We start from the raw sequence: 16793 nt of genomic DNA on the forward strand, positions 1-16793 counted from the left end.
AGGGCGTCGTCTTGACGTGTGCTGGCGTCCAGGCCGTGCGCGCCGCGGACTTCGCCGTCTACCGGTGCGAGATCGATCGCTCGCCCGGGGGCAATAGCGCCAGCGACAGGGCGCCGGGTCAAGATCCCTTCGTGCTCCGTCGTACCCAACGACGGGGTGATCTTGCTCAAGGGCTCACCGGGGGGTGCGAGGACACGCTATTCTGCGCCCCTTCGCCCAACCGAAGCAAGGGCGTGCCGCATGACTGATGGCTTCCTTGTCGGTCTCGACGTCGGCACCAGCGGCGTCAAGGCGGTCGCTTTCACGACCGACGGCGCGGTCGTCAGTGTTGAGCGTGTCACCTATGACTGGCGTCGGACCACGCTCGCCGGGGGCATGCGGGGCACCGAGCTGTCGGCCCCCGAACTGGCCGACCATGCCATGAACGCCGTCGTCCGGCTGCTCGACAAGCTCCCGTTCGGCCGCGTCCATGGTGTGGGCATCGCGAGCATGGCCGAGTCTTCCGTTGCGCTCGACGCGGCCGGACGTCCCGTCCTTCCGATCATCGCCTGGCACGACAAACGCGACACCGCCCAGCTGGAAGACTTGGCCGCGACGATCGGCGCCGACGCCTTCTCGGCGACCACCGGCCTGCCCTTCCGGCAGCAGTGGTCGCTCACGAAGTACCGCTGGTTACGCGACGCTGGAGTCGACCTGGCGAGGACGCGGCTGCGGCTCAACATCGCCGAATGGATCGCTTTCACCCTCGGCGGGGAGCCCGTCGCCGAGCAGTCTCTCGCGTCGCGAACCGGGTGGCTCGACGTCGTCGAGCGCCGCTGGTGGCCCGAGGCGCTAGCGTGGAGCGGCATCGAGGAGTCGACCTTCCCCCCGCTCGTGCGCTGCGGCGACCCAGTCGGCACGGCCAATCGCTCATTCCACCCCCGGCTGGAGGGAGCTGTGCTAACTATCGCCGGCCACGACCACCAGGCCGCCGCGGTCGGCCTGGGCGCTACCACTCCAGGCGACCAGGTCGACTCCTGCGGCACGGCTGAGGCGCTCGTGCGGACCGTCGAGCCGCTCAGCGACCGCGACCGTGTACTGGCACTCACCAGGGTCGGCGCGACCGTGGGTTGGCACGCCCTCCCCGGGCGATGGTGCGTGCTCGCGGGGACTGAGGGCGGACTGCGCCTCGGCACAGTCCTCGACGCACTCGGGCTGACGGGGTTCGCTGAGGCGGAGGACGGGCATAACCCCGCGGCGGAGCGCGCCTGGCGTGACGTTGTCGCCGAAGTGACCGACGAGGTCGGCGCCCTCGATGACGCCGTCTCGGCGGTGATCGGCGGGCGCGGCCCGCTGATCGTGACCGGTGGATGGTCCAACAGCCCCGCGCTAATAGCGGCGAAGCGGAGCCGCCTCGGCGCGCTCACCCGCCCTGAGGTTGCCGAGGCCGGCGCCCGCGGCGCCGCGATCTTTGCCGGCCGGGCGGCCGCGCTGTGGGCGGGGGAGGCGCCGTGGCGGCTCCCGCCCGACGGGCAGGCGGCCGCGCCAGTACAGTGACTCACAGACGATCGGGAGGGCGATGACCACGAAGCGGGCTGGCGCCACACACGCGGACCAGCGCTACCACCTCATCCTGTCACGGCTGCGCGAGCAGGAGCGGGTGGAGGCGACCGAGCTCGCTAGCGAGCTCGGAGTGACGGGCGAGACCCTCCGCCGCGACCTCATCCGGCTGGAGCGACTCGGACGCCTGCGCCGGATCCACGGCGGGGCTGTGCTGCCGGAGTCGCTCTCTTTCGAGCCCGCAGTCACTTCCCGCACCGAGTTCGCCGGCGAAAAGACGCGGATCGCCCGCGCAGCGCTCGCGCACCTCCCGGACCGCGGGTCGGTGCTCCTAGACTCCGGCTCTACAACCATGCGGCTCGCGGAGCTTTTCCCCCAGGACCGCGAGCTAAATGTATTCACCAACTCCCTGCCCATAGCACTGGAGCTGCTGACCAGGCCACGCCTGAGCGTGTACACCGTCGGCGGGCGGCTGCGGACGAACACGCTCGCAGAGGTGGGGGAGTGGTCGCTCCGGGCTTTGCGCGAGATCAACGTCGATGTCACCTTCTTGGGCGCCAACGCCATCAGCGACCGCGGGCTGACCACCCCTGACCCGTCCGAGGCAGCGGTCAAGCACGCGATGGTGGAGGCGGGACGCAAGCGCATCCTGCTCTGCGACCACAGCAAGTTCGGTCGGGTGAGCACCGCGCAGTCCGCCGAGATCGGCGAGCTCGACCTGGTCATCACCGACAGCGCGATCGAGCCGGACTACGTGCAGCTGCTCGCCAAGGCGGGCGTCGGGGTCGAGCGGGTCTGAAGCTCGGGCGCAGCTGCACGGCTGCGCAACTCAGGCCCGACCGGGCATCCCTGGGTCCGAGAGGGTGCGGGACGGGTCTGCCGCGGCCACTGCAAGCCGGTATCGCCCCTCGCCCGGTACGGGGAACTGGGTCGTCGGGTGCGCGACAGCCGCTGCTGCCCAGGCGAGGCCGCGGGCCAGCCGCTCCGCCGGGTCCCCGTCGAGCCCGTCGGGCTCTCCACTGAGGAAGCCAGCGAGCAGCGCGTCGCCCGCGCCGACGGTGTTTACGACCCGAGCTGGCGCCGCGGCCCCGAAAAGCATCCGCTCCCCGTCGACGTAGAGGGCGCCGTCGGCGCCGAGGCTCACCAGGAGTGCGCGTGCGCCGCGGTCCAGCGTCGAGTGGGCAGCGTCCGCCACGTCGCCCACCGTGCGGAGTTCGCGACCCGTGAGGTCCGCGAGCTCGTAGACGTTCGGCTTGATCAAGGCGGGCCTGGCCGACAGGGCGGCAACGAGCGCGCTCCGCGACGAGTCAACGACCGCGGGAACGCCCGCGTCGGTCGCCATCCGCACCAGCTCGGCGACGAACTCCGGGGCCACGCCCGGCGGGAGGCTCCCGCCCACCACGAGGACCGACGCCCGCGGCAGGGCATCGGAGACGCTCCGCCGCATCCGGTCGAGGGCGCCCAGGCCGAGCGCGGCACCCGGCTCGTTGATCTTGGTGCTCCTCCCGTCGGAAAGGGTCAGCGTCACGTTGGTGCGGACGTCCGTGTCGGAGGCGGTCATGACGTGGTCGACGCGCAGCGCGGTGAGCGCGCGGCTCAGGAAGGCGCCGCTGTCGCCGCCGCCGGGGAATATCGCCAAGGTCGGGCGTCCGACGCTCGCGAGAGCGACCGAGATGTTGACCCCCTTCCCGCTGGGCTCGCGGTCCGAGGCGGACATCCGGTTGACCGCCTCCCACTCGAGCGACGGCAGGTTGATCGTCCAGTCGACGGCGGGAGCCGGAGTGACGGTCACGATCACGGTGTTGTGCTCCTCCAAACCGGTTGTGGATTTAGTTGCAATTATTTGTGATCGATTGGGTTTATGTCAAGATGGGGTGCATGCCGATCGAGACTTCCGCCGCGCTGTTCGCCCGTGAACGCCTCCCGCGTGAGGCGTTGGTCGCCTTCAATGTCGTAACGCTCGAGCACGCAGAAGGGATCGTCGCCGGCGCCGAGCGTGCTGGCCGGCCGGTCATCCTGCAACTGAGCGAGAACGCCATCGCCTTTCACGGGGGACCGCGTGCGATCGCCCGTGCAATGGCCGCCGTCGCGGAAGACGCGCGGACCGATGTCGTTCTCCATCTCGACCACATCACTAACGAGTCGCTGGTGCGCGCGACCGCTGACCTCGGCTTCACGTCGGTCATGTACGACGCCGCCGCGCTGCCCTTCGCCGAGAACCTGGAACGCACGCGCGCGATGGCCGATTGGTGCCGCGACCACGGCGTCTGGATCGAAGCGGAGCTTGGGGAGGTCGGCGGTAAGAACGGCGCGCACGCCTTCGGGGCACGCACCGACCCGGCCGAGGCGGCGCTCTTCGTCGAGCGCACGAGGGTCGACGCGTTGGCCGTCGCCGTTGGCTCGTCGCACCGGATGACCGGCAAGACGGCCTCCCTCGACTTCGGCCTCATCTCCAGGCTCGCCGCGGTCGTTCCCGTCCCGCTCGTGCTGCATGGCTCATCTGGTGTCGCAGACGACGATCTCGCGACGGCAGCCGAGCGCGGGATGCGCAAGGTCAACATCGGCACTGCCCTCAACATCGCATACGCCGCAGCGGTCCGTGACGCGCTCGCCACGGATCTCGAGCAGGTCGATCCCCGACCAGCCCTGCAGAATGCCCGCGAGCGTATTGCGGACGAGGTGGCGGCGATGCTCAGGGTGCTCGACGGAAGTTAAGTTGACACGCCTCATTTCCGCAGTTGCGTTAAATGCTCGACACCACCCGGTCATCGGTGCGTGTTTGAAGTGCAGGGTTTCGAGCTGGCAACTTTCGATAGAAGCACGCTGGCGGAGGCTTGACCGTCGCTTGTGCAGAGCGAGGTCGACATGCAGGCATGAAGGTTGTCGGGACGTGTCAGACCACGTTCCAATCTCGCTTCCCCGGTGGGACAGCGACGCATCTTGACAAGATTGCGTTCGTTGCGGACACTGAGAACGCGCCGCTGTCAGGTGTGTGTTGAGCGAGAGGAACCACTTAGTGATTTACGACTACGTCGTCGTCGGCGCAGGCTCCGCGGGAGCAGTAGTAGCGGCACGGCTAAGCGAGGACGCGCGGGCCCGAGTGGCGCTCGTCGAAGCGGGGGGACCCGCAGATCAGCCACTCTTCACCGAATCGAGGATGTGGCCGTATCTCTTCGGAATGAATTACGACTGGCGATATCAGACAGACGCCGAGCCGGGGTTGCGAGGACGCCGGCTCGGTCTGGCCCGCGGAAAAGTCATAGGCGGTAGCTCCTCTGTGAATGGGATGATCTATCTCCGCGGGCCTGCCTGGGACTATGACCACTGGGAATCGCAAGGCGCCACAGGCTGGGGATGGGATTCAATTCTTCCCGTGTTCCGAGCGATGGAGGATTGCAGCCTTGGGGAGACGGAATACCACGGGACAGGCGGCCCTATTCGTGTCGTAGAGCCGTTCGACAAGCACGAGCCCGTCGCTTCAGCATGGATCGAGGCGGGGATCGAGGCCGGTCACGCGTTCAATCCTGATTTCAACGGTGCTTCCAATGAGGGCGTGGGTTACTTCTGGCTGAGTGCCGAAAATGGAAAGCGTGTCTCTGCGGCAACGGCTTACCTGGACCCGGCACGAAACCGCGAAAACCTTGACATCTTCACGTATAGCCAGGCCCAGCGAATCCTCTTCGATGGCACCAGGGCGGTGGGGGTCCAGATCGAGCACCTCGGGGAGTCGCGCATCCTCGAGGCAGTCCGCGAAGTCGTGGTGTGTGGCGGGACCTATAACACCCCACAACTTCTGATGCTTTCTGGCATCGGACACCCGGACCACTTACGTTCGTTCGGAATCCAACCGCTTATCGACCTGCCTGTCGGCGACGGGATGCAGGATCATCCAGGGGTTGGCTTCTATTTCACCTCAAACACTCCCGGCCCGCACGAGTGGTCTGCGCTGGGTGAGAGTGGCGGCTTCTTCCGGACCCGGGAGGGCTTAGACGTGCCTGACACGGAGACAATGGTTTACCCCTCTAACCACGGGCCATTTAGTGAGTACCAGATGGGGGAGGGTGGCCACTTCTCCATCCTCGTGCAGGTCTCGCGCCCGAAAAGCCGCGGCACAGTGCGTCTGCGTTCGCCGCACCCGGCCGCGAACCCGGCCATTGTCCATAACCATTTCACCGACCCTGACGACCGGCGCACCATCATCGACGCCCTACGGCTGAACCTCGACATCATCGACCGAAGCCCCCTGCAGAGCATCATCACAGGCTCCCTGTTGTACCCGGAAGACAGGAGTGACCAGGGGCTATCGAACTACCTTGATGAGTTTGGTGGCGGCTATCAGCACCCGACTAGTACTTGCGCGATTGGCGCTGTCGTGGACCCCGAGCTGCGGGTATTCGGTGTCGATGGTTTGCGCATCGCCGATGCCTCGGTGATGCCGAGCATCGTTGGAGCTAATCCCAATGCGACCGCCATGCTCATAGGAGAGCGTGCAGCGGGCTTCATCCGCGCTGAGCAAATGAGCGTTGGCCAGTGATGGATGAAAAGTTCGCCGATCGCCTCCAGCGACTTGAGGACATCGAGGCGATTCGCTCCCTGAAGCACAGGTACCAGGACGCAGTCGACACGGATTGGCGGGCGGGCCTGCCACGGGACCTAGATGAGCTTACGGAGTCTCTTTTTACAGAAGACGTGGAATTTGTCGCGCCCGTGGGCGATGGGATGGTTGTAACGCGGGGAATGGCAGCCATGAAGGCGTTCATGCGGGCCCACCACCGTCGAACGTCGTTCGCTCTGCACTTCGTTACCAACGGGATAATAAACGTGGATGGCGACATCGCTGAAGGGCAATGGACCGTCCTCGTTGCGGTGGGCGAAGACGAAGATGCTGGCTGGTTTTCGGCGCGCTACCTGGAAAACTACCGACGGACTCCAGGTGGATGGCGCATCGCCCGGTCCGAGCAGGTGATCGCTCTACGAACGCCATACGGCACGCCTTGGCGCCCTTCTGAGTTTCAGCCGAAGTCCGGTTTGCGCTGACGACTGCCATTTACCGGGCGCCCAAGAGAACGCATTGCGGACAATGTCTGCAAAACGCTTGACTTTGCTCTGAGGAGGCTCTTAGTGTCTTCAGTGTCCGCACCGCGTAATGTGCGGAAACTCGTTCTCTTTCTCATCTACTTACCGATCATCATTGGAGATGTTCATGAATCACTCACCTCGACGACTTCGCGGGTTGAAGCTAGTCGCAGCTGTGGCGGTAAGCGCAATCGCTGTGGGTGCGGCCTTGAGCGGCTGTTCCTCGGCAGGAAGCCCTGGAGCGACCACGATCCGGCTTTCGATGCAGCAGCAAAATCTCGCGAAGAACGACCCGGCAACGTTTAAGGTCGTGCAGGCTTTCGAGAAGAAGTACCCCAAGATCAAGGTCAAATTGGAGGGACAGTCCTCGGTTCCGGCACACATCCAGGCAATGACCGTGGCAGCTCAGGGCAACACGCTGCCTGACATCTTCTGGATCTATGCTTCGAACGCCCAGCAGATGTACAAAGCGGGCAAAGTCATGGATCTTAGTTCCGTTGTCACGGATATGAACTTGACTGGCAATTTCAGAGACAGCGTGCTGGGCGCTTACAAGGATGGGTCGGCTCAGTACGGACTGCCGTACCAGGCCTTGATCACAGGGTTCTATTTCAACAAAGAGATCTTCAGCAAGTACGGCGTGACGCCGCCCGAGACCTCAGATGATCTCCTGAATGTTTGCAAAAAGCTCAGCGACGCCGGCGTAGTCCCGATCGCAAAGGGCGCGAACCAAAGCGCCTTCAGCGTTTGGGCCTTCCTCACCATGCTCGATCGGTTCGGTTATGAGAGCAAGTACAAGCAAATCCTTGCCGGCAAAGCCAGCTATGATAACCCGGACTTCCTCAAGCTGTACGAATACATTGCGCAGATGAAGTCGGCAGGATGCTTCCCCAGCAACGTCACCACGCAGTCGTACGTGCAAGCAGTTGACTCCTTCACGCAGGCCAAAGCGGCGATGTTGGATTCCGGAATTTGGCAGGCGACGCAGATCGACGCGTCGCTCAAGGGCAAGGTCGGATTTTGGGCCGGCCCGACGTTCGCTGATGGTGTTGGCAATCAGAAGCTCGCGATGAATGTCCCGTCTGCGCCGTTCGCGGTCGCTGCCAGCGTCAAGAAAGACAGCACGAAACTTGACGCCGTGAAGAAGTTCCTAGCCTTCTACTACAGCGATCAGGGACAGCAGATCCTGGTGGACAACGGCCAGCCGCCGGTGACGAAGTATTCGCCGAAGGTCGATGCTTCGCAGCAGCCCACTTTCGCCGCTGCACTTGCAGAATCGACGAAGCCAGGTTGGAGCAGCCCTCAAGCGCAGCCTGACCTCGTTGTTCCCACCGCTGTCGCCAACGCGATGTACGACAGTATCTACGGCGTTATCGAGGGATCCACCACGCCGAAGGCGGCAGTTCAGGCCGTCCAGCAGGCGTTTGCAGCAAAGTAGGCGGCTTGCCGTGTGGGCGCGGCACGACTACTGCCGCGCCCACACGACCGAATGTGCTACGACCGTAAAACCGCAAGGAGGGTCCGTCCGTGAGGTGGCTCAGCAGCCGTTGGAAACTGACAGTCATGGTGCTGCCGGCGTTCGCGGTCTATTCAGTGTTCATCGTGTATTCGGTGATCTACTCCGTTTACACAAGCTTCACGAATGACTCTGGTCTGGGCGATCCGAAGTTTGTCGGCGGAGCAAACTACGCGACAATGTGGAACGACCGGATCTTTTGGAGCTCGCTCCTCAACACGGCGATTGTCCTGGTCATTTCGCTGGTGGTGCTAGTTCCAGCTGCCTTCGGCCTCGCATTGTTGCTTAACCTCAGAGTGCGCGGAGCCGGCACACTTCGTGCGCTTGCTTTTGCCCCCAACATCGTCGCCCCCATCCTTGTTGGTCTGATTTGGGTGTTCATCTTGGACCCGAAGTTGGGGTTGATAAATACCGTGCTGAATGCGTTCGGCGTGCACTCCCACATCGCCTGGATCGGTGGCACGGTGTTGACCCCCTACTCGGTGTCGGTGGTGTTCATGTGGCAAACGATCGGCTTCCTGATGACAATCTTCTACGCGGGTTTGCAGATGCTGCCAGCTGACGTGCTCGAGGCCAGTTCACTAGATGGTGCCTCACGGTTCCAGCAGATTCGGTACGTCGTAATCCCCATGTTGCGCGGAACATTCACAATATGCATCGTGCTCGTAGTTACGGGAGCGTTGCGTGTCTTCGAGCTTGTGTACCAGCTGACTGGTGGCGGTCCAGTTCACTTGTCGGAAGTGCTCGTTAGCTATATGTACTACGTCACCTTTAGTCTCCAACACTACGGCCAGGGAATGGCCTTGGCTGTGGTGATCACTGTGCTTGGGGCGATCGGGTCCTTGGGGTACATCCTGCTCCTGCGTGAAAGGAAAACGAGCGAATCATGACCGCTGAAACCCTGATTGCAACCCGCAGCGAGCCAAGGCAACCCGCGCCATCCCGTGAGGGGCGACCGCGTAGGCTGCGCAAGAGCACGGTTATCGGCGGCATCGCCGCTTACCTTGTCACTTTCTTGATCCTGTTACCGCTTCTGTGGATCGCCCTACTCTCGTTCCAGAAAAGCGATGAAATACTCTCAAATCCGCTGTCTTTGAGCACGCTGTCGTTTGACAACTACATCAACGCGGTATCCACGCTGCCTCTGCTGCAGATGTATGGAAACACCCTCCTCCTTGCCGTGGTTTCGGTCACGGTTGGAGCGCTCATTTCGTTCATGGCTTCATTTGCGCTCGTCAACATGGTGTTTCGCCGACCCAAACTTCAGTCAACTCTGAGGTACTACTTCCTGGCCGGGCTTGCGGTTCCCGTTTATATCCTTCTGTTCCCGGTCTATCGGCTGGACCTTGCGTTCGGAATCTACGGAACATATGCGTCGCTGATCGTTCCATACGTTGCGATCTCGATTCCTTTCAACACTCTGCTGCTTACCGGCTTCCTGCGTGAGTTGCCTCGCGAGATCGAGGAAGCGGCGATCATCGACGGCTGCGGGCTGTTCACGCTGTGCTGGCGCGTTGTTGTGCCGCTCATGCGTCCCGCCCTCGCGACGGTCCTGATCTTCAACGTGGTGTACGTGTTCAACGAGTTTCCTTTGGTGTCGATTTTGGTTACCGACCCCGCCATGACCACGGTGTCGCTAGCGGTGTCTCAATTTCAAGGCCAATACAGCGTGGATTATGGCGCCATCATGGCGGCAGCAATGCTGGTGCTCGTCCCGCAAGTGGTGATCTACGCCGTGTTCCAGCGTCATGTTGTCGCGGGCATGACTCTCGGAGCGGTGAAGGGGTAACGTCGCCCGGCCGCGTTGGGTTGCGGACAAGGAAGACATTGAACGCCTTGCGGTACGCTATGGGTAGAAGGGTGGAGCTGTGAGCATGACACCGGAGATGATCGCTCGCCAGATCGCCAAAGCGATCCGCGAAAAGGAATTTGCGCCGGGTTCCTCGTTGATCCAGGAGGACTTGGCCCAGCGATTCAAAGTGAGCCGAAACCCAGTTCGCGAAGCATTGCGCATCCTCGCGGCCGACGGCCTCGTGACTTTGGTCCAGGGCACTGGGGCGCGTGTGCGAGAGCTTTCGCTCGCAGATTTGAACGAGTTGTACGATCTGCGCAAAGCGCTCGAATTACAGATCGCGCCCTACATTGTGATGGGCCCGACACGCCGTGACTTGGTTGAACTTCGCCGGCTGGTAAAGCAAATGGCCGCAGCCGATACCGTGCTTGAGTGGACGCGCGACAACTTCCGGTTTCACACGATGGTCTACTCCCTGGCGGAGAGGCCCCATACCGAAGCCATCCTTGAAAGCATCTTGTCTGCAGTCCACCCCTACGCGATGGAAAACATTGAGCTCGTCGGGGGCCACGGTGATTCGGACCGTGCGCACGATGAAATGATCGCGGCAATCGAGGACGGCGACGCTGACCATTTGAGCAATTTGTTCGTTGAACATCTTGAGCGCACCCGGTCCCGTTTGCAGGACTTCTACATGAAGCCGGGCACCTCGGGGAACGCTGTGCCAGAAGCGGTTTCTCTCCGCGTCTAGCCGGTACGCCGGGACGTCCGAGTTCGTCCGACCGCGGCGATGCCGTGGCAGGATCGATTTGCTCTAGCTCCGCGTGGCTTCATGCCATTTTCAATTTGCACGCGTGCGCAGACCCGCCTGTCTCGCACGCCAGCGTTCTGGTGCGCGCCAGAAGTGCCAGCGCGCCGGTAGTGCCCGTGCGCTGTCGCATGCTCTGGCGCGATGCTACGTCACCGACGGCTAGTGGCCCGAGCTCGTGGTTTGCTTGACAACAGCAGGCCGATATCGTTCAATGTACTTACTGTCCGCAATGTCCGCGAATACGGTTTGCTGGCTTACTCATCCCAACGAACGATTGGCTTATTTGACATGGCAGGCGTGAGTCGTCAAGAAATCCGGCGGAGATTCAGCGCAAAGGTTGATGCAGGCATTCCGCTCGTTCTCGGTGGCGCAGGAATCGGTTTGGTCGCCAAAGCGGCCAGCCGCGCTGGAATCGACGCGCTAATGGCTTACAACACCGGGCCTTTTCGAATGGACGGCCACGGATCACTTTCCGGTTATCTGGCGTACGGAGATTCAAACGCGATGACGATCGAACTGGCTTCGAAGATCCTGCCGGTGTCGGGCGACACACCCGTGATTGCGGGCATCGGCGCCGCTGACCCGTACCGAGACATCAGCCAGCTGATCACGAAACTCATGGATCTCGGGTACTCGGGCATCACCAATGTGCCCACGGCCGGCATTTATGATGGCGTTTTTCGCAAGCAAATTGACGCCACAAACCTTGGATATCCCCGGGAGATCGAGCTGGTTGCTGAATGCAACGACCGCGACATCTTCACCATCGCATATGCATTCTCCCCAGAAGAGGCGGCGGCGATGGCTGAGGCGGGTGCGGACGTAATCGGTGCCCACGTCGGGTTGACAGTCGGCGGTTTCATTGGCGCCGGAGTCGCGGCCAGCATTGACGAGGCGTGCGAAAGCATCGCCCGGATGACGGAAGCTGCAAGAGCCGTCCGACCCGACATCTGGGTGGTTGCCCACGGCGGGCCGCTCGACGACCCCATCAACGTTCAAGAGGCCTATCGCCGGTTGGATGTCGACGGTTTCCTGGGCGCGTCGAGCATTGAGCGGCTGCCCGTTGAGCGCGCCATCGAAGAAACGGTGCGTTCTTTCCGCGACCTGAACGTCCGTCACAGGCAACTCGCAATGGAGGAGAAATGACCTCCTCCGGGACCGCCGTCCTAATCGGGACTCTAGATACGAAGGCTCGGGAATACGCTTACGTGCGAGAGAGACTCAGCGCGATGGGTCTGAAGACTATCTTGATTGACGCTGGCGTGTTCTCGTCTCCGAGCGTCGAGGCTGACATATCAGCTGTGGATGTCGCCGCCGCGGCCGGAGCAACAATCAGCGACCTGCGGTTCGAGCATGAGGGCAGCGAGACCCGCGCGGTAGCCCTGGAAACAATGACCCGGGGAGCAATAGCGCTCGTACGTGACTTGCTCAGGCAAGGTCTCTGCGATGGTGTCTTCGGCATGGGCGGTTCCGGCGGGAGCGCATTGGTCAGTGGCGTTCTGCGTAGCCTGCCATTCGGCGTTCCTAAACTGCTTGTCTCGACTATGGCTTCGGGGGACGTTAGCGCATATGTAGGATCCAGCGACCTGTGCATCATGCACTCGGTTACCGACATCGCTGGGCTGAATCGAATTTCCCGACCAGTCCTCGCCAACGCGGCTGGCGCACTTGCCGGGATGATTGCCGCATCACAAAGTGCACGCGAGGATGTTCCGACGAAGACGACCGTCGGTATCACGATGCTCGGCGTCACAACCGCCGGTGTTCTGCGGGTGGTCGACCGACTTGAAAGGGCCGGTTACGAGCCCATCGTGTTTCATGCGGTCGGCTCGGGCGGCAAGGCGCTCGAAGCCCTCATTCAAGATGGTGTCATAGACGCGGTCATCGACTACACCGTAAAGGAAATCACAGACGAACTGCTCGGCGGCATCTTCACGGCCGGCCCGCAACGCCTTCGCAGCGCAGGGCGACAGGCGATCCCTCAGATCGTTGTGCCCGGCGCTGTAGAAGTTATCAACTTTGGTGGCATCGACACTGTGCCAGAGCGACTGCGCGACGGCAGTCGACCGCTGGTCCAACATAACGCCCAAGTGACCGCTGTGCGCGCCACAGCTGAAGAGCTGGAGCGAGTAGCTGAGGTGCTCGCCGCAAGACTCAACGAAGCGCTGGGTGCCGTCTCGGTCTTGATCCCAACCACCGGGTTCGACAGTTACGCGACCGGTGCCGGTCCATTCGCCGATCACGAGTCGGACGCACGCTTCATCGCCGCCCTCAAATCCAGACTCTCGCCTCGTATTGAGGTAACTGCGATCCCTACGGACATTAATGACCCGACTTTCGCAGACACAGTCGCGGATCGCGCAATCGCGCAATTTCAGGCTCCCGCGAGGGCAGATGATTCCGCAGTGACCCTCCAGGGGCAGCCACGCGGCAAGAGACAAGAAGAGGAGAGCAAGAAAGCATGACCGTTTTGGAAATCGCACACTTGGAAATTAAGGACGGCGCGCAGCCGCACTTTGAAGAAGCTATGGCCGCTGGAATCGGACTTGTCCAGTCCGCAGAAGGTTGCAACGAAGCGCGTTGGCTGAAGTCGGTTGATAACTCACAGAACTATGCCCTCCTTGTCACCTGGAGGGCGATCGAAGATCATACCGAGCATTTCGCCTCGACTGCCGAGTTTTCCAGGTTCATTGGCGGTATCGCGGAGTACCTCCTATCGGAACCGCGCGTCGAGCATTTCGGCTTTGACCAGGCGTAGTTCAAAAGAACTTTGACCGCATTTTCACAACTAGACGATGAAGGAATCATGACTGCGATCGCAATTATCGGCACCGGGAACATGGCGCGTGAGTTGGGCATCGGGTGGCACAAGGCTGGCCACACGATCACATACGGGTCGCGTACGCCGGATAACTCTCGCGCGGACGCTCTGGGGCTGCCCGTGCCCGATATCCGGGAGTACTCGGAAGCGATCGAAGACGCGGAGGTGGTAGTCATCGCGATTCCATTTCCCGACGTGGTTCCCTTCGCAACTCAGTTCAAGAACCAGCTCGCCGGGAAAATTGTCGTCGACATTTCTAATCCGTTTGACCACCTCCCCAATAACGAGAAGGCCGGCGCCGAGTACACCGCCGAGGCGCTGGGAGGAACGATCCCCGTCGTTGCGGCCTTCAAAGACAACTTCGCCGCAACGGTCAACGCGCCGGCACCCGCCGACGGCGAACGCGGCGACGTAAAGATCGCAGGCGACGATGAAGAAGCTAAGGCTGTAGTGGCCGCGCTAGCCAGGGACTTGAACCACCGTGTTCTCGACTGTGGGCCGCTTCACAACGCCCGACTTATCGATCCGATGGTTAGCCTAATGTTGACGCTGGATCGTGCCCTCTGCAACTTCACGATGAAGACCGGATGGCGCTTCTTCGGTCTGGAATTCTAGGCCCGCCATGACAGATCCGATCCAGACGGGCCCCATCAAGGCCGTCCAGCGCGAAACCGAAGTTGTGCCTTGGGGCCCCAACAAGCGCATCATCTCGCCGGAAACCCACCCCGAAACCAAGCTGACGGTCCTTGAAACAATTGTCTTGCCTGGCCACTCCCACGCTTGGCACGTCCACGACGAATCTGACGAGGTCATATACGTCATATCCGGCGACGGATACGCGACCGTGGGCGCGGGAAATCGCTTCCCCATTTCTCGCGGAGATTACATATACATCCCTACCGGAACTTATCACGATACGCATAACAAGGGCTGGGCGCCCTTGCACCTCCTCGTATTTTATGGGCCCGCGCTGGGCGAGCAGCCGGCGGACCAACCGGTCGACTTTCAGAGAGCCGTTCTCGCCCCAGAAGACCCGCTCCGTTGGGACACATCTTTTCAACCGGGAGATAGGGGCTTCGCTAACGAGCTTTGACGTTGGCGGTCAGCCACTCTGTCCACCGTCCATCGACTACGAATTTGGAGAACGAGATGGAAGCACTACGTATCGCGGTCGGCAGCGACGAGGCCGGATATTTCTACAAGGAAGCACTGAAGAAGGACTTCCAGGAGAGCGATCTGGTCGCCCAAGTTATCGATGTTGGCGTCCCGTCTAATGAGGCCCAGACGCCGTACCCGCGGGTCGCGGTCGTTGCCGCCGAGATGGTTGCGCATGGAGAGGTCGATCGTGCGTTGTTGGTCTGCGGAACCGGGCTCGGTGTAGCGATTGCTGCAAACAAAGTTGAAGGCGTTCGGGCGGTGACGGCACATGACAGCTATTCAGTCGAGCGTTCTGTGCTGAGCAACAACGCACAGATCCTTACCTTTGGTCAGCGGGTTATCGGAATAGAGCTTGCCCGGCGCTTGGCGGGAGAATGGCTGCAATACTGCTTCGATCAGTCGAGTCCAAGCGCCCAGAAGGTTGCCCTTATCGAGAAGTACGAGTCAACAGGGTCTTGCTGACAGATGCGCCGAGGCTGATAACGATCGGCGTCAGCCTCAAGATGTACATGGATCATCACGAGACAGCTGCCTGGCTCGGAAGCGTCGCAGAATTGTCCCGTGACTTTTCAGACCTGCTTGAAGAACGGCTCGAGCTATTCGTGGCCCCAGGCTTCCTTGAGATCGCCAGCGCCACACGCATCCTGACTCCAGCGGGGATAAGGATTGCTGCGCAGGACGTGGCAGCGCAAGAAAGAGGCGCACTTACCGGGGAGGTTAGCGCCGTGAACCTTGCTCAGGCGGGCGTCAGGTTTGCCGAGATCGGACACGCCGAGAGGCGCGGGCTCTTCGGTGAGGACAACGTCCTGGTTAACGCCAAAGTCAAAGCCGCTTTGCGGAACCGTCTAACACCGGTCCTCTGCGTCGGTGAGCCAGAGCCGTCAACTGTGGACGAGGCCATTGACTTCTGCGTGTGCCAAGTTGCCTCAGCCCTCGCGGAGGCGGACAAGGGGAGAGTAATTGTGGCGTACGAACCGGGATGGGCTATCGGAGCGGCTGAGCCGGCCGCGCCCGAACATATTTCGGCCGTGGCCACGGCGCTGCGGGCCCATCTAGTTACTGAAGACCGGCCGCACAGCCAGATCATTTACGGGGGAAGTGCGGGCCCGGGCTTGCTGAGCCAACTCGAGGACAGCGTTGACGGGCTGTTTCTGGGCCGCTTCGCTCACAACCCCGACAATCTGAGGGCCGTCTTGGAAGAGGCGGACTCGATCGGAAGGCGGCGCCCATGAGCCCCCTACCCGACTGTAAGTGGTGGCGGCGCGCGGGGCCGGGGCCGAGTCCGCTCCCGCAAGAGCTCGTCCACGAAGGCCCACGGGCAGCCGCTCTTCAGCTCAGTGTCGATTTGGAGACGAGGGACAGTCATGAACGTTCTTGATCGATTCGATCTGTCCGGAAGAACCGCACTGGTGACCGGTTCCACTCGAGGACTCGGCCGCGCATTCGCTCAGGCCCTCTCGGAGGCCGGCGCGAATGTCGTCATCGTCGGTCGGGATGCCGCCGATGCCCGGTCGGTCAGCGCCGAGCTGACCGAGCCAGGAACACGCTCGATCGGTGTCGGTGCGGACGTCACCTCCCGGGAGGATGTCGAGCGTCTGCTGCGGGTGAGTACCGAAGAGTTCGGGCAGGTCGACATCGTAGTCAATAACGCGGGCGTCTGCATCCACAAACCCGCCCTTGACGTGACGGACGAAGAATGGCGTTACGTGATGGGCGTCAACGTCGACGGACTCTGGATGGTGAGCCAGGTATTCGGCCGCCACATGATCGCCATCGGCGGCGGATCGATCATCAACGTCGGCTCCATGTCCGCGGGCATCGTCAACCGGCCGCAGTGGCAGCCGGCGTACAACGCGTCCAAAGCCGCGGTGCACCACTTGACCCGGAGTCTCGCGGCGGAGTGGGCGCCGCACCAAGTCCGTGTCAACGCACTCGCGCCGGGATACATGCACACCGACATGTCGCCGATCGACGACCCCCGGTTCCGCCGGTACTGGATCGAGGGGCTCTGTTGCAAAAATCGTGAAGCTTGAGCATGCTTGGCGGAGATTGGACGGACGGAACGATGACGGATTTCAAG

At 62.0% G+C, this 16793-nt stretch carries 18 protein-coding genes; 17 read left to right on the forward strand and 1 reads right to left on the reverse strand.

Annotated features, from left to right (window positions below; all coding sequences use genetic code 11):
* Window positions 1-240: 240 nt before the first annotated feature.
* Both AC1ROW_RS19995 and AC1ROW_RS20000 read left to right on the forward strand, forming a co-directional pair.
* On the forward strand, window positions 241-1536 hold the full coding sequence (locus AC1ROW_RS19995; protein ID WP_493021145.1) for an FGGY-family carbohydrate kinase: 1296 nt from the start codon (window positions 241-243) through the stop codon (window positions 1534-1536).
* A 22-nt stretch (window positions 1537-1558) separates the two neighbouring features.
* Window positions 1559-2338 (forward strand): DeoR/GlpR family DNA-binding transcription regulator, encoded by a 780-nt coding sequence (locus tag AC1ROW_RS20000; RefSeq protein ID WP_493021147.1) that lies wholly within the window; start codon window positions 1559-1561, stop codon window positions 2336-2338.
* A gap of 30 nt (window positions 2339-2368) precedes the next feature.
* Here AC1ROW_RS20000 and AC1ROW_RS20005 read toward each other — a convergent pair whose 3' ends face one another.
* Complete coding sequence (locus AC1ROW_RS20005) at window positions 2369-3337, reverse strand: 1-phosphofructokinase family hexose kinase (RefSeq protein ID WP_493021149.1); 969 nt, start codon at window positions 3335-3337, stop codon at window positions 2369-2371.
* An 80-nt stretch (window positions 3338-3417) separates the two neighbouring features.
* On the opposite strand from AC1ROW_RS20005, the gene AC1ROW_RS20010 reads away from it, so the two are divergent.
* From AC1ROW_RS20010 to AC1ROW_RS20080, 15 genes are all read left to right on the forward strand, one after another.
* Window positions 3418-4254, forward strand: a complete 837-nt coding sequence (locus AC1ROW_RS20010; protein WP_493021151.1) for a class II fructose-bisphosphate aldolase — start codon at window positions 3418-3420, stop codon at window positions 4252-4254.
* 301 nt (window positions 4255-4555) lie between these two features.
* Complete coding sequence (locus AC1ROW_RS20015) at window positions 4556-6073, forward strand: GMC family oxidoreductase (protein ID WP_493021153.1); 1518 nt, start codon at window positions 4556-4558, stop codon at window positions 6071-6073.
* Window positions 6073-6576: a nuclear transport factor 2 family protein gene (locus tag AC1ROW_RS20020; RefSeq protein ID WP_493021175.1), complete on the forward strand. Its 504-nt coding sequence runs from the start codon at window positions 6073-6075 to the stop codon at window positions 6574-6576. The genes AC1ROW_RS20015 and AC1ROW_RS20020 overlap by 1 nt, the downstream gene beginning before the upstream one ends.
* Before the next feature lie 301 nt (window positions 6577-6877).
* The gene (locus AC1ROW_RS20025; protein WP_493021155.1) at window positions 6878-8053 is read left to right on the forward strand and encodes an ABC transporter substrate-binding protein; all 1176 of its coding nucleotides are present in this window, start codon (window positions 6878-6880) and stop codon (window positions 8051-8053) included.
* A gap of 89 nt (window positions 8054-8142) precedes the next feature.
* A complete protein-coding gene (locus AC1ROW_RS20030; protein ID WP_493021157.1) occupies window positions 8143-9021 on the forward strand; it encodes a carbohydrate ABC transporter permease in 879 nt (292 codons plus the stop codon).
* Window positions 9018-9920, forward strand: coding sequence for a carbohydrate ABC transporter permease (locus tag AC1ROW_RS20035; protein WP_493021159.1), 903 nt, complete (start codon window positions 9018-9020; stop codon window positions 9918-9920). Before AC1ROW_RS20030 ends, AC1ROW_RS20035 begins: the two co-directional genes overlap by 4 nt.
* A gap of 85 nt (window positions 9921-10005) precedes the next feature.
* Window positions 10006-10674, forward strand: coding sequence for a GntR family transcriptional regulator (locus AC1ROW_RS20040; protein ID WP_493021177.1), 669 nt, complete (start codon window positions 10006-10008; stop codon window positions 10672-10674).
* 348 nt (window positions 10675-11022) lie between these two features.
* Window positions 11023-11880 (forward strand): phosphoenolpyruvate hydrolase family protein, encoded by an 858-nt coding sequence (locus AC1ROW_RS20045; RefSeq protein ID WP_493021161.1) that lies wholly within the window; start codon window positions 11023-11025, stop codon window positions 11878-11880.
* On the forward strand, window positions 11877-13199 hold the full coding sequence (locus tag AC1ROW_RS20050; RefSeq protein WP_493021163.1) for a Tm-1-like ATP-binding domain-containing protein: 1323 nt from the start codon (window positions 11877-11879) through the stop codon (window positions 13197-13199). The genes AC1ROW_RS20045 and AC1ROW_RS20050 overlap by 4 nt, the downstream gene beginning before the upstream one ends.
* Complete coding sequence (locus AC1ROW_RS20055; RefSeq protein WP_493021165.1) at window positions 13196-13492, forward strand: antibiotic biosynthesis monooxygenase family protein; 297 nt, start codon at window positions 13196-13198, stop codon at window positions 13490-13492. Before AC1ROW_RS20050 ends, AC1ROW_RS20055 begins: the two co-directional genes overlap by 4 nt.
* A gap of 48 nt (window positions 13493-13540) precedes the next feature.
* Window positions 13541-14170, forward strand: a complete 630-nt coding sequence (locus AC1ROW_RS20060) for an NADPH-dependent F420 reductase (RefSeq protein WP_493021167.1) — start codon at window positions 13541-13543, stop codon at window positions 14168-14170.
* Window positions 14171-14177: 7 nt separating this feature from the next.
* Entirely contained in the window at window positions 14178-14648 is a 471-nt protein-coding gene (locus AC1ROW_RS20065) for a cupin domain-containing protein (protein WP_493021169.1), read from the forward strand.
* A gap of 56 nt (window positions 14649-14704) precedes the next feature.
* Window positions 14705-15175 (forward strand): ribose-5-phosphate isomerase, encoded by a 471-nt coding sequence (locus AC1ROW_RS20070; protein WP_493021179.1) that lies wholly within the window; start codon window positions 14705-14707, stop codon window positions 15173-15175.
* A complete protein-coding gene (locus AC1ROW_RS20075; RefSeq protein ID WP_493021171.1) occupies window positions 15169-15945 on the forward strand; it encodes a triose-phosphate isomerase family protein in 777 nt (258 codons plus the stop codon). The genes AC1ROW_RS20070 and AC1ROW_RS20075 overlap by 7 nt, the downstream gene beginning before the upstream one ends.
* A gap of 132 nt (window positions 15946-16077) precedes the next feature.
* Window positions 16078-16746 carry an SDR family NAD(P)-dependent oxidoreductase gene (locus AC1ROW_RS20080; RefSeq protein ID WP_493021173.1) on the forward strand — a complete coding sequence of 223 codons (669 nt, stop codon included), beginning with the start codon at window positions 16078-16080 and terminating at the stop codon, window positions 16744-16746.
* The last annotated feature ends 47 nt before the right edge of the window (window positions 16747-16793 follow it).

The organism is Leifsonia sp. GW821-FHT13C09 (genome assembly GCF_058806435.1).

Excerpts from the sequence above, each read along its gene's own strand:
- AC1ROW_RS19995 (WP_493021145.1), top strand. The coding sequence starts at position 241 with ATGACTGATGGCTTCCTTGTCGGTCTCGACGTCGGCACCAGCGGCGTC.
- AC1ROW_RS20000 (WP_493021147.1), top strand. The coding sequence starts at position 1,559 with ATGACCACGAAGCGGGCTGGCGCCACACACGCGGACCAGCGCTACCAC.
- AC1ROW_RS20010 (WP_493021151.1), top strand. The coding sequence starts at position 3,418 with ATGCCGATCGAGACTTCCGCCGCGCTGTTCGCCCGTGAACGCCTCCCG.
- AC1ROW_RS20020 (WP_493021175.1), top strand. The coding sequence starts at position 6,073 with ATGGATGAAAAGTTCGCCGATCGCCTCCAGCGACTTGAGGACATCGAG.
- AC1ROW_RS20025 (WP_493021155.1), top strand. The coding sequence starts at position 6,878 with ATGCAGCAGCAAAATCTCGCGAAGAACGACCCGGCAACGTTTAAGGTC.
- AC1ROW_RS20035 (WP_493021159.1), top strand. The coding sequence starts at position 9,018 with ATGACCGCTGAAACCCTGATTGCAACCCGCAGCGAGCCAAGGCAACCC.
- AC1ROW_RS20040 (WP_493021177.1), top strand. The coding sequence starts at position 10,006 with ATGACACCGGAGATGATCGCTCGCCAGATCGCCAAAGCGATCCGCGAA.
- AC1ROW_RS20045 (WP_493021161.1), top strand. The coding sequence starts at position 11,023 with ATGGCAGGCGTGAGTCGTCAAGAAATCCGGCGGAGATTCAGCGCAAAG.
- AC1ROW_RS20050 (WP_493021163.1), top strand. The coding sequence starts at position 11,877 with ATGACCTCCTCCGGGACCGCCGTCCTAATCGGGACTCTAGATACGAAG.
- AC1ROW_RS20055 (WP_493021165.1), top strand. The coding sequence starts at position 13,196 with ATGACCGTTTTGGAAATCGCACACTTGGAAATTAAGGACGGCGCGCAG.
- AC1ROW_RS20060 (WP_493021167.1), top strand. The coding sequence starts at position 13,541 with ATGACTGCGATCGCAATTATCGGCACCGGGAACATGGCGCGTGAGTTG.
- AC1ROW_RS20065 (WP_493021169.1), top strand. The coding sequence starts at position 14,178 with ATGACAGATCCGATCCAGACGGGCCCCATCAAGGCCGTCCAGCGCGAA.
- AC1ROW_RS20070 (WP_493021179.1), top strand. The coding sequence starts at position 14,705 with ATGGAAGCACTACGTATCGCGGTCGGCAGCGACGAGGCCGGATATTTC.
- AC1ROW_RS20080 (WP_493021173.1), top strand. The coding sequence starts at position 16,078 with ATGAACGTTCTTGATCGATTCGATCTGTCCGGAAGAACCGCACTGGTG.